Source organism: Bradyrhizobium sp., from assembly GCF_047605465.1.
In the GTDB taxonomy this organism is placed as follows: domain Bacteria; phylum Pseudomonadota; class Alphaproteobacteria; order Rhizobiales; family Xanthobacteraceae; genus Bradyrhizobium.
Genome location: NZ_JASGFS010000008.1, coordinates 122,895 through 136,275 on the forward strand (window position 1 = coordinate 122,895; position 13,381 = coordinate 136,275).

The following is a 13,381-nucleotide window of genomic DNA, read 5'->3' on the forward strand; positions in this document are numbered from 1 at the left end:
TAAACCCGCAGTCGCGGGGGCCTCGGTTTGGCTAAGGGAGGACAGCATGGGGTTCGATGCAGCGAAGCACGCGCAGTCGATGCGATCGCAGGGCTTCTGGATTGACAAGAACTTCGACGAATTTCTCCAGGCCAGCGTGACCTCGGCGCCGGACAGGCTTGCGCTGCTGGCCTACCGGACGGATCGTCCCGACGCGCCGGTCCGGTTGTCCTATCGGGAGTTGGCGGACCGGATCGCGCGCGCCGCGGCTTCGCTGAAGCGGCTGGGCATCGGGCGGGGCGACGTGGTCTCCGTGCAGTTGCCGAACTGGTGGGAGTTCGCCGTCGTCGCCCTGGCAGCGTTTCGCGTCGGCGCGGTCGTCAATCCGCTGATGCCGATCTTTCGCGAGCATGAGCTCAACTACATGCTCGGATTTGCCGAGACCAAGCTCCTGGTGGTCCCCAAGTCGTTCCGCGGCTTCGATCATGAGGAGATGGCGCAGGCGCTGAAGGCCGCCCAGCCGAAGCTCGAGCATGTGATCGTCGTCGATGGAATGGGAGCCAACAGCTTCCATCAGGCGCTGCTTGCGACGGATGACCGCCTCGCGCCGCCGCCGGCTGGCGAGATCGGCGCGCTTCCGCCCGACCAGATGGCGGTCCTGATGTTCACGTCGGGAACGACCGGATCCCCGAAGGGCGTGATGCACTGCCTGAATACGCTTCTGGCGTGCAACATCGCGCTCGCTGGCCGGTTTGGTCTCGGCAGCGACGATACGATGCTGGTGTGCTCGCCGCTCGGGCACATGACAGGCTTCGCGGCGGGAATGTTGCTCGGTCTGAAGATCGGTGCGTCCGTGATCTTCCAGGACGTCTGGGATCCGTCGCGCGGTGTCTCGATCATGTCGGAGAACGGCGTCACCTATTCGGCGGGCGCCGCGACATTCCTGGCCGACATGTGCGAGGCCGTCGGGGCAGGCGCGCCGAAGCCGGAGAGGCTGCGCAAATTCCTTTGCGCGGGCGCTCCCATTCCTCCCGCCTTGATCGACCGCGTCTATCGCGAGCTCAACCTGAAGGTCTGTTCGCTCTGGGGTATGACCGAGTCGTTGTCGAGCACGTTGACCGAGCCCGAGCGCGCGCTCGAGAAATCCTCCAAGACCGATGGTCGTCCCCTCGACGGTGTCGAGGTGAAGGTCTTGAGGCTGGACGGTTCTCCCGCGCCGGTCGGAGAGACGGGACCACTCAAAGTTCGCGGTGCCCAGATGTGCCTCGGCTATTACAAGCGCGAGGACCTCGATCCCTTCGACACGGATGGCTGGTTCGACACCGGTGATTTGGCCTTCATGGACGATGAAGGCTACATCCGCATCAACGGCCGCAGCAAGGACATCATCATCCGCGGCGGCGAGAACGTGCCGGTTCTCGAAATCGAGAACCTCCTGTTCAAGCATCCGTCGGTGCTGTCGGCCTCGATCGTCGGATATCCGGACGAGCGGCTGGGTGAAAAGGCCTGCGCGTTCGTCGTGCTGCGGCCGGGACAGACCCTCGATCTGCCCGCCCTTCAGACGTACATGGCCGGAAACAAGGTGGCGAAACAGTACTGGCCCGAGCGCATCATTTTCATCGACGACCTGCCGCGGACGCCCGCCGGCAAGGTGCAGAAGTTCCTGCTGAAGGAAAAGGCGAAGGAGTTCGTCGATAGCGCACAGAAGGCGAGTGCATGAGCGGGCGCTTCTCGGGCCGCGTCTGCGTCGTGACCGGGGCGGCGCGGGGAATTGGACTGGCGATCGCCGAGCGCTTCGGGAACGAGGGAGCGCGCCTTGCCTGCGTCGACGTCAGTGCGCGCAGGCTCGGGCCTGCGGTCGAGCAACTGCAGGCCAAGGGTTTCGAAGCCAGGGCCTACGGTGTCGATGTCGCCAAGCGGGACGAGGTTCGCGTCGCGTTCGAGACGATCCAGCGCGATTTTGCGTCACCGATTGCGTCGCTGGTCAACAATGCCGTGTTCGCCAGGTTTCAGCCCCTTGACGAGATCGACGCCGAGACGGCCGAGAAGATGATCGGTGTCGGCGTGCTTGGCCTGGTCTGGACCACTCAGGCGGCTGTTCCGCAGATGTTGCAGCGGGGCGGAGGATCAATCGTCAATCTGAGCTCGATCGCCGCCGAGCATCCGACCAAGGATGCCATCGTCTATGCCGCCGTGAAGGCCGGCGTGGTCGGGTTGACACGCGCGTCGGCCATCGAACTCTGCGCCCAGAACATTCGGGTCAATGCGATCGCGCCGGGGATGATCGGAACTCCGGCCTCGCTCGCTCAATACGACGAGGCGACCATCGCCAAGAGACGCGGCGAGATGCCGATGGGCCGCTTCGGCGAGCCGGAAGAGATCGCGGCGCTGGCTGCCTTTCTTGCCAGCGACGACGCGAGCTACGTCCAGGGAGCGTCAGTCACGGCTGACGGTGGATGGACGGTTCCCAGCAGATAGGAGCACCACGATGAAGCGGCTTGACGGCAAGCGTGCGGTGATCACCGGGGGCGGCAGTGGCATCGGGCGTGCCAGCGCCATTCGTTTCGCGCAAGAAGGCGCCTCCGTGCTGGTCGTCGGACGGGCCGGCAATGCCGAAGAGACCGCAGCCTTCATCAAGGCGAATGGTGGAAAGGCCGCGGCGATGATCACGGACGCCTCGGTCGAGGCGAACGTCGAGGCCATCGTGTCGCGGTGCGTTGCCGACCTCGGCGGACTCGAGGTGTTTTTCGCGAATATCGGCGTGACCGGAACGAATACGCCGTTGCTCGAGCAGACCACGGAAGAATGGAGCGAGGTCTACCGGATCAACACCATCAGCTGCTTCCTCGCGGTCAAGTATGCAGGCAAGCACATGGTGGCGCAGGGCTATGGGTCGATCATCCTGACGTCGTCGGCCGCATCTCTGCGCGCAAATGCGGGCGCGATCTCCTACAGCGCCAGCAAGGCGGCGGTGAACAATCTCGCCCAGACGGCCGCCAACGCCTTCGCCGGGACCGGCGTGCGCGTGAATGCCGTGCTGCCGGGGCTCGTCGAGACCAAGCTGACCAGCAAGGTCTTCGAAGATGCGCGGTCGCGCGGCATCGAGGGCAAGCTCGGCCATGTCACGCCGCTGAAGCGTCCCGGACGCGCGGAGGAGATCGCGGCCGCCGCCGCGTTCCTGGCGAGCGACGACTCCTCCTATGTCGATGGCCAATTGCTGTCGGTCGACGGCGGCGTCAGCAGCACGCATCCATACGGGCGGATCGCACTCCCGAACAAATAACACAAAGGAAGGAAGCAGGCCGTGGATTTCGAATTGCCGCAGGAGATTACCGACAAGCTCACGGAGCTTGATGCGTTCATCGAGGCCGAGATCAAGCCCCTCGAGCGCGACAACATGCAGTTCTTCGACCATCGCCGCGAGAATGCGCGAACCGACTGGGACCATGACGGCCGCCCTCGTGCGGAGTGGCGCGCCTTGATCAGCGAGATGGAGCGCAGGTCGGACAAGGCAGGGCATCTGCGCTACGGGCTGCCCAAATCCTGCGGCGGACAGGCCGCTTCCAATCTGGCCATCGCCGCCATCCGCGAGCATCTCGCGGCGCGCGGGCTCGGATTGCACAACGATCTGCAGGATGAATCGTCGATCGTGGGCAACTTTCCGATCATTCCGGCGATCGCCGACTACGGCAGCGAGGAACAGAAGACCTATATCGAAGGAATCATCACCGGAAAGAAGCATCTCTCCTTCGGCCTGACTGAGCCCGGACACGGCAGCGACGCCACCTGGCTGGAAACCACCGGAGTGAAGGACGGCGCGCACTGGGTCATCAACGGGCGCAAGCGCTGGAACAGCCAGGTTGCGAGAGCTCATGCCAACCTGATCTTCGCGCGAACGTCGGGAAAGCCGGGCGATGCCAAGGGCATTACCGCCTTCGTCGTTCCGACCGATGCTCCGGGCCACAACGTCCTGTACAACCATTGGACGTTCAACATGCCGAGCGATCACGCGGAAACGGAGCTCAAGAACGTGCGCGTGCCCGACAGCGCCATCCTTCACAAGGAAGGCGAAGGGCTCGTCGTCGCGCAGCGCTTCGTGCACGAGAACAGGATTCGCCAGGCGGCCGCCAGCGCCGGCGCCGCGCGCTACTGTATCCAGGAAACGGTCAAATACGCCAACGAGAGGGTCGCCTTCGGCGAGCCCCTCGCCAAGAAGCAGGCGGTTCAATTCCCGCTCGTTGAGCTGTGGGCGGAATACCAGATGGTGCGGAACTTCATCTTCCGTACGGCCTGGCAGATGGACCGGCAGAATCCGCTGCAGATCAGCGACATGGTCTCGATCTGCAATTTCCGCGCAAATCGCCTGTGCTGCGAGGCGGCTGACCGCGCGATGCAGGTCCATGGCGGCATGGGATACAGCCGAGCCCTGCCGTTCGAGCACATCTATCGGCATCACCGTCGTTACCGGATCACGGAGGGGACGGAGGAAGTGCAGATGCGGCGCGTGGCCCAGTACCTGTTCGGCTTCAGCGGCAAGCGCGCGAGCTGACCGGCATGAGCGCGCCAGCCGCTGATCGCAATGTCGATTTCGAGATCGCTCGCCTGGATGACTATTTGAAGTCCTGGCTCGGTGGTGCCGCTCGCACGCAAGTCGAGCGGACCAGCGGCGGGATGTCGAACCCGACCTATTTCGTTACGCGGGGCGACTGGCGCGGAGTACTGAGGAAGCAGCCGGGGAGTGTCCTCATGCCCTCGGCGCACGCCATCGATCGGGAATATCGGGTGCTGACCGCGCTGCAGGGCAGTGACGTGAAGACGCCCAGGCCCTACCGGTACTGCGAGGACCGCGAGGTCCTCGGTACGCCATTCTATCTGATGGAATGGCTGGACGGGCGTGTCTTTCAGGAATTTGCCCTGACCGGTCTGTCTCCGGCCGAACGCAGCGAATGTTATCGTTCGATGTGCGCGACGCTGGCGGCAATCCATCGCCTCGATTATCAGAAGCTCGGGCTCGGTGATTTCGGACGGCCGGGAAACTATTTCGCTCGGCAGTTCACGCGCTGGTCGTCGCAATGGGAGCAATTCCGACGCGGCGACGATGATAATCCGGACCTCGACAAGATCGTGGGATGGCTGGGAGAGCGCGTTCCGGAGAGCCAGACGCTTGCGCTCTGCCACGGCGATTTCCGTATCGCCAACGTGATGTTCGACGCAAAAGAGCCGCGTGTCATCGGCGTCCTCGACTGGGAGCTATCGACACTTGGTCATCCCCTGGTCGATCTGGCATTCAACAGCCAAGCCTATCAAATGGCGCCGGACGAGAACGGTGGCTTGCTCGGCCTTCCACTGGACGAACTGGGCATCCCCCCTGAGCAGGAATATCTCGAGCGCTATTACGAATTGTCGGGCGCACGGGAAAGGTTAGGGCGGTTTCATCAGGTGTTCGCGATGTTCCGCGGTGCCGTCGGCAGCGCGGGCGTCGCCGTACGCGGCGATCAAGGCAACAACGTCTTGCCGGATGCGGCGCGGATTGGGCGCAAGCTTGCGCGTGCCTATGCGAAGCGGGGGCTGGACTTGATCGAGGAGGGCAGCGGCCGTGAGTGAACAAGGCGCCATGAGCGTTGAGGAGGCGATCCGGGCGAGGCGTTCCGTCCGGGGATTTCTCCAGCGCGAGGTTCCGGACGAAGTCCTGCGCAAGGTCTTCGCGCTTGCGCAGTGGTCGCCGTCGAACTGCAATGTCCAGCCCTGGACGCCGCACGTGGTTTCGGGGCACACGCTGAAACGGCTGCGTGAAGCTCTGACATCGGCAGGGATGCGCGACGAGCCGATCAAGCCGGACTGGCCGGCCGACGGCGTGTTCACGGGCGTTTATCGCGAGCGTCAGGTCGATGCGGCGAGGACGTTGTACGGCGCCATGGGCGTCGAGCGTCACGACGCCGTGGGCCGGAAGATGGCTTATATCCGCAACCACGCGTTCTTCGATGCCCCCCATGCCGTCTTCATCTTCATGTCCGAGCCGTTCGATACGCGTGAGGCGACCGATATCGGCATGTACGCGCAGAGCGTGATGCTCCTGCTGACGGCGCACGGAATTGCCTCCTGTGCGCAGGGGGCTCTCGGCCTGTTTCCGGACGTGGTTCGCGACCATCTCGGAGTGCCTTCGAATTTGAAACTGCTCTTTGGAATATCGTTCGGATACGAAGATCCGGGCGTGAAAGCGAACACGGCTCGTGTCGGCCGTGCAGAGATCAATGACGTGGTCCAATTCCATCGCTGATGCGACGAACCCGGTCGGGATCGTCGGGGCCGGCCTTATGGGGCGCGGCATCGCTCAGGCCGTCGCGGCTGCCGGACGGCAGGTCGTCCTTTACGCCAGGAATGCGGATCGGGCGTCGGACGCGAACCAGCGTATCCGGACCTCCGTCGAACGTCAGGTCAGCCGGGGGCGGATGTCGAAGGACCAGTGCGGCCGGATTCTGGACTTGATCGCAACCAGGCCGTTCACGGCGGACGAACTGAGCCGATGCGGCCTCGTCATCGAAAGCGTGCCCGAAGACCGCTCCATCAAAGCGGACGTGCTGGGTCAGATCGAACGGGCTGTCTCCAGCAGCACGGTCGTGGCGACGAATACGTCGGGGCTTGCGGTGTCGGGGCTCGCCGCGCCCCTGCGCCGTCCGGAGCGGTTCCTGGGACTGCATTTCTTTTCTCCCGCCGAGCGCATGCCTCTGGTCGAGGTCGTCCAAGGGAAAAAAACGTCGGAGGCGGCCTTGCGGGACGGTCTTGCCTTCGTGAAGGCGATCGGCAAGGTGCCGATCGTCGTCCGCGATGGTCCATCCTTCTTCGCAACGCGTGTCTTCGCTGCCTATCTCGACGAGGCGGTGTGCATGCTTCGGGAGGGCGTCGAAGGCGAGCGGATCGACACCGCGGCGATCGCCGTCGGTCGTGCGATCGGCCCGCTCGCAACGTTGGATGAGACCGGTATCGCGTTGAATTTGCAGCAGGCGAGGCAGGCCCGCGCCGACGGCCAGCAAGCCCGCTTTTGTCGGCCTTTGGCCGAGCCGGTGCTGAAAGTGCTGGTTGAGAGCGGACGATGTGGCCGCGGTCGCGGCGGCGGCTTCTACGATTGGCCGGCAAGGGGCGAACGCACGCTCTGGGCTGGTCTGCGCTCGCTCTATCCACGGGCAGACAGTCAACCGGATGGGCGAGCCGTGGAATTGCGTCTGCTGGCCGCGGAAGCGCGCGAAGCCATGCGCTGCCTGGAGGAGGGGACCATCTCCAGCGCCGACGACGCCGATACGGCCTCGGTCCTCGGTCTCGGATTTCCGAGATCCCTGGGAGGAATTGCGAGCTGGGTCGAAGCGTTCGGCATCAACGAATTCGTCGAATTGTGCGATCGGCTCGCGGCTTCGCATGGCGAACGGTTTGCGCCAGGTCCGTGGCTGCACGGGCTCGCGCGCGATGGCGCAGGATTGTCGAAATATCGGAAGACGGAGAGTGAATCGTGACGGGACCGCTCGATGGTTTTCGTGTCGTTGAAATGGGAGGCATCGGGCCCGCGCCGTTTGCCTGCGCGCTGCTGGGAGATCTCGGAGCGGACGTGCTGCGGATCGATCGCATTCTCAAGCCGGGAAGCGAGCCGGACTTGCCGCCGCAGTTCGACTTCTACAATCGAAACAAGCGCTCGATCGCGTTGGACGTGAAGAAGCCGGAAGCGGTCGCGACGATCCTCAGGCTGTTGCGGCAGGCGGACATCCTCGTGGAGGGATTCCGGCCGGGCGTGATGGAGCGGCTCGGATTGGGGCCGGAGCCGTGCCACGCGGCCAATCCGTTGCTGGTTTATGCGCGCATGACCGGTTGGGGGCAATCCGGACCGCTGGCGAAGGAGGCCGGTCACGATATCAATTACCTGGCGCTGACGGGGGCACTCCATTGCCTCGGCGACGATGATCGGCCGCCGCCGCCGCCGCTCAATCTGGTGGCCGATCTCGGTGGGGGGGGCCTCTATCTCGTCGTCGGCGTGCTGGCGGCCGCATGGGAAGCGAAACGTTCGGGGCGAGGACAGACGATCGACGTCGCCATGATCGACGGCGTCACCCACCTCATGTCGGCATTCCAGGCCTTTCGCCAACAGGGCACATGGTCGGAGAAACGCGCCGACAACATCGTGGATGGAGGAGCTCCATTCTACCGTACGTATGAGACCAAAGACGGGAAGTACGTCGCGGCCGGGGCCATCGAGCCGCACTTCTACGCCAACCTCGTCGAGGTCATGGGGCTCGATCCGCAGCAGATGCCTGCGCAGAACGACCGATCGTCTTGGCCCATGATGCGAGGCGTGTTTGCGCGGGTCTTCGCGTCGCGGACGCGAGACGAATGGGTTGCAGCGGCCGCCGGGCGTGACGCCTGTCTTTCGCCGGTGCTGACCATGGATGAAGCGCCGGCGCACCCGCAGATGAAGACGCGCGACGTCTACGCGATGTTCGATGGCGTTCGTCATCCCAGTCCGGCGCCGCGATTTTCACGCACCGCATCCGAACTCGCGCGACCGGCGTCGCGGCCTGGGGCGGACGGCCACGCCGCCCTGGCGGATTGGGGGATCTCCGCAGGGGATCGCCAGGCCTTGGTGGCAGTCGGCGCGATGGCTGATTTCTGAGACGATTTGGCGCTGTGGAATGAAGGTTCCGCTGGCAGGCCGGTATGCCTGCTCTCCTGTGACTTGGCCGCCGCTTGATTGCGGCGGCCGATTTTCGGAGCGCGAAGGGCGCGACGATCGACGGAGCGGACCATTCTCGCAGACTGCCGGTGCGCTTCGAGCGGAGAACGAACATGGCTGAAGAGCTTCCTGGTACGACCCGCCTCATCCTCGTCAGGCACGGCGAGCCGGACGAGGGGAATCCGCTGGACCCCGGCGATCCTCCCTTGAGCAGCCAGGGAATGCTGCAAGCGCGTCGCGTCGCCGAATTGCTGGCCGGCGACGGGATCGATCGGATCGTGTCGAGCCCGCAAAGGCGAGCGCGCCTGACGGCGCAGCCGCTGGCGTCCCTGCTTGATCTGCCGGTCGAGATTGTCGAGGGGATTGCCGAGGTCGACCTGCATACCGATCGTTACCGCTCGCCCGAGACCATCAAGCGCGAATATCCGGAACGATGGACGGAGTTCCTGGCCTCGCCCGCAGCGTTCTTCGGGAAAGATGAGGCGCAATTCAATGCCGCAGTGCTTGGTGCATGCGAGGACCTGCTGGCGTCGCAAGCGCGCACCATCGCGGTCTTCAGCCACGGCACGCCGATCAAGGTTCTGGTGCAGCACGCCCTCGGGCTCGAGAACAGGAACAAGTTGCGGATCGGACATTGTTCCCTGACGCGCATATCCGGTACGACGCTTGCTGATCTGGCGGTTGAATGCGTCAACGACGAATATTGCTAGTGTTGCGCCTGCCGGCCATGAGCCGCGCGGTAGGTCAATGTCGCTCACTTTGAAGATGTCCTCTGGGAGCCGTCTTGCATGACAATTCGCATCCTCACGACGGCCTGTATTGTCGTCGCCGTGCTTGTCTCGGCGCTGGTTTCGCAAGACGTCTCCGCGCAGCCGTTTCCTTCCCGGCGCATCACGTTGACGGTGCCGTTTCCGGCCGGCAGCGCGACCGATGGCGTGACCAGGCGCCTTGCCGAGAGTATCCAGAACCAGGCAGGCGTGACGGTGCTGGTGGAGAACAAGCCCGGCGCCGACGGAAACCTCGCGGCGCTATCCGTGCTGAAGGCTGACGCGGACGGTTACAACGTGTTCGTGACGACGAACTCGACCCAGGCCGCCAACGTCAATCTGTTCAACGCGATGCCGTTCGATCCCAAGGCGGATTTTGCACCGGTTGCGGGTGTCATGAGCATCCCGTTGCTGCTCACCGTCAAGGAGGACTTCCCCGCGCGAAGCGTCGCCGAATTTGTCGCGCTCGCAAAGACACGCGCGCAACCCTTGTCGTTCGGAAGCGGTAACACGTCGAGCAGGGGCGCCGCCGAACTGTTTCGCTATGAAGCCGGCATCCAGATGCAGCACGTGCCCTATCGCGGCATGCCGCAGGCGCTGACCGATCTGCTGAGCGGTCAGATCGACTGTGTCTTCGCCGATCCCGCCAGCGCCCAGGGATTGATTCAGGATCATCAACTCAGGGTGCTCGCCGTCACCAGCGGGGAGAGGATTGCGAACCTGCCGGATGCGCCCACGATGAAGGAGGTCGGGCTGCACAGATCGGAGTTGACCGCCTGGGTCGGCGTCTTCGTGCGATCGGGCACGCCGGCTGATATCGTCGATCGGCTCAACCGTCTAGTGCGCGCGTTTCTGGAGACCGCGGAGACGCGGGCCTATCTGGAATCTGTCGGCGCAAAGCCGTTCCTGACGACGCCGGCCGAACTCGGCGCGTTCGCCGATGCGGACACCAGGCGATGGGCGCAGATCGTCGAGATCGCGAAGATCGAAAAGAAGTAGCAGGCCGAGCGGCCTCACGCCGTCAAGCGAGCCGTACCGCGATCGAGCACGACAACGTTGCGTTCGACTGCAATCGAGCGAAAGCGGATTTCGTCACCGGATGGGAAAAACTCGGTGCGGATCGTCTCGCCTGGGAAGACGGGGCGGCTGAAGCGAACCGACAGCGATTGGAGCCGCTCCGGAGCGTTGCCGGCGAACGCGGACAGTATGGCGCGGGTCGCGATCCCGAATGTGCAGAGGCCGTGAAGGATCGGCCGCTCGAAGCCCGCCTTGCGGGCAGCTTCCGGATCGGCGTGAATCGGGTTGTAGTCGCCACTCAACCGATAGATCAGTGCCGACTGCGGCAGCGTCGGGATTTCCAGGCTGATGGACGGTGGACAATCAGGCAAGGGCGCCGCGGATAGGCCCGGGTCGCCAAAGCCGCCGCAGCCGCCATCGCCGCGAAGGAACAGGACCGAGCGAACCGTTGCGAGACGTGTTCCTGTCCGCGCGTCGCTCAGGGCCTTCACGAGGTGAAGAATGGCTCCCTTGTCTCCGCCCTTATCCTCGACCGCCGCGATTTCGTAGTTCCCTTTGACGGAGCCTTCGGGCGGAATCGGGTGATGAATCTCGATGGTTTGCTCGCCGTGCAGCAACCGGATCCAGTCGATCGCCAATTCAGGTGCCGCGACCCAGCGGCCGGGATGCGCAAGAACACAGCAGAGCGACGGGACGGCCAGCAGCCTGTCTTCCAGCACGAAGCGCAATTGATCGGGATCGAGCGCATCGGAGCCGAAGCCCAGACCGAGCGCGTACAGGATCGTGTCGCGGCGGGTGAAGTCTTGCGAGACGGCGTTGAAGCGAAAATTGCGGACGGCTTCCAGGTTCACGTGACGCTCCGGATTGCGCGGGATGGTGGTTGCTCTCGAGAGGGTCGCATTATAGTACGATAGCGTACGAAATAGAATGGCGGATGTGTCCGCGACAGCGGATGGGAGCAATGTCATGCAAGGTCTCGATCAGTGCCTGGCGCCGGACGGACCATCTTGCGGCTCGACCGCTGGATCGACGCCGCAACTCCTCAGGCGAAATCTCGTCGCTGCTGCCTGCTTCGTCGCGGCCGCCATCGCCTCGTGCGGATCGGCATGGGCCGTGGACAAGACATACGGTCCCGGCGTCAGCGACACCGAGATCAAGATCGGAAATACATCGCCTTATAGCGGGCCGGCGTCGGCCTTCAGCATGGTCGCAAAAACGGAGGCGGCCTATTTCAGGAAGGTCAACGAGGAGGGCGGTATCAACGGCCGCAAGATCACGTTCATCTCGTACGACGATGGCTATTCTCCGCCCAAGACGGTCGAGCAGACCCGCCGGCTGGTCGAGAGTGACGAGGTGCTGATGGTGTTCAATGCCATGGGCACCGCGACGAATTCCGCCGTTCAAAAGTACCTCAATGCGAAGAAAGTGCCGCAACTGTTCGTGTCGAGCGGCGCCGCGAGGTGGAACGATCCCAGGAACTTCCCGTGGACCATCGGCTTCACGCCGAGCTACGAGACCGAGGCGGAGTTCTATGCGAAATATCTTCTGGAACATCGGCCCGAGGCAAAGATCGCGATCCTGTTTCAGAACGACGATCTCGGCAAAGATTACGTTCGAGGGCTGAAGCGAGGGCTCGGCGCGAAAGCGCAGGCGATGATCGTCACGGAGGAGCCATTCGACGTCTCCGAGCCGACCATCGAATCCCATCTCGTCAAGCTCAAGGCATCGGGCGCCGACGTGCTCCTCGACGTCGCCACGCCGAAGTTCGCCGCGCAGGTCCTCAAGCGACTAGCGGAGATCGGCTGGCGGCCGCTGCACATCCTGAGCTACGTATCGGCGTCGATCGGCAGCGTGATCAAGCCTGCGGGTCTCGAGACCGCCCAGGGCGCGATCTCAGCTGCCTATTTCAAGGACCCGAACGATCCGGCGTGGAAGGACGACGCCGGATTTGCCGCGTTCAGCGCATTCGTGGACCGATATCTTCCTGCCGCGGACCGCAGCGATACGCTGATCGTCAACGGCTACAATACGGCGCAGGCGCTGGTCCATGTGCTGAAGCAGTGCAGCGATGACCTCTCGCGTGAGAACGTCATGCGCGTTGCGGCAAGCCTGAAGGATGTCGATCTGGGAATGCTGTTGCCTGGAATCCGCCTGCATACGTCCCCGGACGACTTCGCTCCCATCAAGGACTGGCGGTTGATGCGGTTCGAGGGATCGACGTGGCATCTGCTCGATGCCGGAAGCGTGCACCCCGCTAGCTCGGCGCGAGACTAGGCAGCGCGCCGCCGCCGTCGCGGCTTGGGCTTGGCGACCGGCTCATCCTTGGTCCCGTTCGACGCGTTGCCGTCAGACAGGGCGAGCAAGTTGTGCTTCATGGCAAGCAGGGCGTGGGAGGCGGCCTCCAGCTCCTTGCGGTCGATACCCTTGGCAATGCTGGCGTTGAATTTGTCGGTCTCCTTGCGGATCCGTTCGAGGAAGCCCTTGGCCTGCTTGGTCACATAGACACGCTTGACGCGACGATCGATGGGATCTGCATGACGGATCACGAATCCCGACGATTCCAGGCGGTCGATCAGGGCTCCCACGGCCACCTTGCCGACATCGAGCTCGTTGGCCAGCTGGACCTGGGGCAGGCCGTCCTTGCGGGAGATAAAGGCCAGCACCCACCATTGCGAACGGGTGATTCCAAGCGGGGCGAGGGCGCGGTCGAACATCATCCTTCTCAGCCGCGACACATCATGAATGAGGTATCCCAGTCGCAGATCCCAGGCGGGCTGATCAACCATCCAGTGTCCCTTGAAGCAGGCCCGATAGGACCGCTTGGCTCATACCATACACTAGCGTATTTTAAGGGACGATCAAGACAGGAGCCCCGCCGCCTGACGGGGGGCAGGCTGCAGGACAG

General features: G+C 63.7%; 13 protein-coding genes. 11 read left to right on the forward strand and 2 right to left on the reverse strand.

Annotated features, from left to right (window positions below; all coding sequences use genetic code 11):
• The first annotated feature begins 46 nt into the window (after window positions 1–46).
• The 10 genes from QM712_RS10535 (at window position 47) to QM712_RS10580 (ending at window position 10,458) form a co-directional block, all read left to right on the forward strand.
• Window positions 47–1,699 (forward strand): AMP-binding protein, encoded by a 1,653-nt coding sequence (locus tag QM712_RS10535; protein ID WP_415023027.1) that lies wholly within the window; start codon window positions 47–49, stop codon window positions 1,697–1,699.
• Window positions 1,696–2,457, forward strand: coding sequence for an SDR family NAD(P)-dependent oxidoreductase (locus QM712_RS10540; protein WP_415023028.1), 762 nt, complete (start codon window positions 1,696–1,698; stop codon window positions 2,455–2,457). The genes QM712_RS10535 and QM712_RS10540 overlap by 4 nt, the downstream gene beginning before the upstream one ends.
• A 10-nt stretch (window positions 2,458–2,467) precedes the next feature.
• Window positions 2,468–3,262 carry an SDR family NAD(P)-dependent oxidoreductase gene (locus QM712_RS10545; protein WP_415023029.1) on the forward strand — a complete coding sequence of 265 codons (795 nt, stop codon included), beginning with the start codon at window positions 2,468–2,470 and terminating at the stop codon, window positions 3,260–3,262.
• A gap of 21 nt (window positions 3,263–3,283) precedes the next feature.
• Window positions 3,284–4,528 carry an acyl-CoA dehydrogenase family protein gene (locus QM712_RS10550; RefSeq protein WP_415023030.1) on the forward strand — a complete coding sequence of 415 codons (1,245 nt, stop codon included), beginning with the start codon at window positions 3,284–3,286 and terminating at the stop codon, window positions 4,526–4,528.
• Between the two features lie 5 nt (window positions 4,529–4,533).
• A complete protein-coding gene (locus QM712_RS10555; RefSeq protein WP_415023031.1) occupies window positions 4,534–5,583 on the forward strand; it encodes a phosphotransferase family protein in 1,050 nt (349 codons plus the stop codon).
• Window positions 5,584–5,593: 10 nt separating this feature from the next.
• Window positions 5,594–6,256, forward strand: a complete 663-nt coding sequence (locus QM712_RS10560) for a nitroreductase (protein WP_415023069.1) — start codon at window positions 5,594–5,596, stop codon at window positions 6,254–6,256.
• A complete protein-coding gene (locus tag QM712_RS10565) occupies window positions 6,210–7,484 on the forward strand; it encodes a 3-hydroxyacyl-CoA dehydrogenase NAD-binding domain-containing protein (protein ID WP_415023032.1) in 1,275 nt (424 codons plus the stop codon). Before QM712_RS10560 ends, QM712_RS10565 begins: the two co-directional genes overlap by 47 nt.
• Window positions 7,481–8,632 (forward strand): CaiB/BaiF CoA transferase family protein, encoded by a 1,152-nt coding sequence (locus tag QM712_RS10570; RefSeq protein ID WP_415023033.1) that lies wholly within the window; start codon window positions 7,481–7,483, stop codon window positions 8,630–8,632. Before QM712_RS10565 ends, QM712_RS10570 begins: the two co-directional genes overlap by 4 nt.
• 74 nt (window positions 8,633–8,706) lie before the next feature.
• Window positions 8,707–9,402 carry a histidine phosphatase family protein gene (locus tag QM712_RS10575; RefSeq protein WP_415023034.1) on the forward strand — a complete coding sequence of 232 codons (696 nt, stop codon included), beginning with the start codon at window positions 8,707–8,709 and terminating at the stop codon, window positions 9,400–9,402.
• A gap of 78 nt (window positions 9,403–9,480) precedes the next feature.
• Complete coding sequence (locus QM712_RS10580; protein ID WP_415023035.1) at window positions 9,481–10,458, forward strand: Bug family tripartite tricarboxylate transporter substrate binding protein; 978 nt, start codon at window positions 9,481–9,483, stop codon at window positions 10,456–10,458.
• Window positions 10,459–10,472: 14 nt separating this feature from the next.
• On the opposite strand, the gene QM712_RS10585 is transcribed toward QM712_RS10580, so the two are convergent.
• Window positions 10,473–11,327, reverse strand: a complete 855-nt coding sequence (locus QM712_RS10585) for a MaoC/PaaZ C-terminal domain-containing protein (protein WP_415023036.1) — start codon at window positions 11,325–11,327, stop codon at window positions 10,473–10,475.
• 115 nt (window positions 11,328–11,442) lie between these two features.
• Between QM712_RS10585 and QM712_RS10590 the strand changes: the two genes are divergently transcribed.
• Window positions 11,443–12,750, forward strand: a complete 1,308-nt coding sequence (locus QM712_RS10590; protein WP_415023037.1) for an ABC transporter substrate-binding protein — start codon at window positions 11,443–11,445, stop codon at window positions 12,748–12,750.
• On the opposite strand, the gene QM712_RS10595 is transcribed toward QM712_RS10590, so the two are convergent.
• Window positions 12,747–13,262 (reverse strand): MarR family winged helix-turn-helix transcriptional regulator, encoded by a 516-nt coding sequence (locus QM712_RS10595; protein WP_415023038.1) that lies wholly within the window; start codon window positions 13,260–13,262, stop codon window positions 12,747–12,749. The genes QM712_RS10590 and QM712_RS10595 overlap by 4 nt on opposite strands.
• Window positions 13,263–13,381 lie beyond the last annotated feature (119 nt).

What these genes read in the sequence shown, in the direction of transcription:
- QM712_RS10535 (WP_415023027.1), top strand. Translation starts at nt 47, where the DNA reads ATGGGGTTCGATGCAGCGAAGCACGCGCAGTCGATGCGATCGCAGGGC.
- QM712_RS10540 (WP_415023028.1), top strand. Translation starts at nt 1,696, where the DNA reads ATGAGCGGGCGCTTCTCGGGCCGCGTCTGCGTCGTGACCGGGGCGGCG.
- QM712_RS10545 (WP_415023029.1), top strand. Translation starts at nt 2,468, where the DNA reads ATGAAGCGGCTTGACGGCAAGCGTGCGGTGATCACCGGGGGCGGCAGT.
- QM712_RS10555 (WP_415023031.1), top strand. Translation starts at nt 4,534, where the DNA reads ATGAGCGCGCCAGCCGCTGATCGCAATGTCGATTTCGAGATCGCTCGC.
- QM712_RS10560 (WP_415023069.1), top strand. Translation starts at nt 5,594, where the DNA reads ATGAGCGTTGAGGAGGCGATCCGGGCGAGGCGTTCCGTCCGGGGATTT.
- QM712_RS10580 (WP_415023035.1), top strand. Translation starts at nt 9,481, where the DNA reads ATGACAATTCGCATCCTCACGACGGCCTGTATTGTCGTCGCCGTGCTT.
- QM712_RS10590 (WP_415023037.1), top strand. Translation starts at nt 11,443, where the DNA reads ATGCAAGGTCTCGATCAGTGCCTGGCGCCGGACGGACCATCTTGCGGC.
- QM712_RS10595 (WP_415023038.1), bottom strand. Translation starts at nt 13,262, where the DNA reads ATGGTTGATCAGCCCGCCTGGGATCTGCGACTGGGATACCTCATTCAT.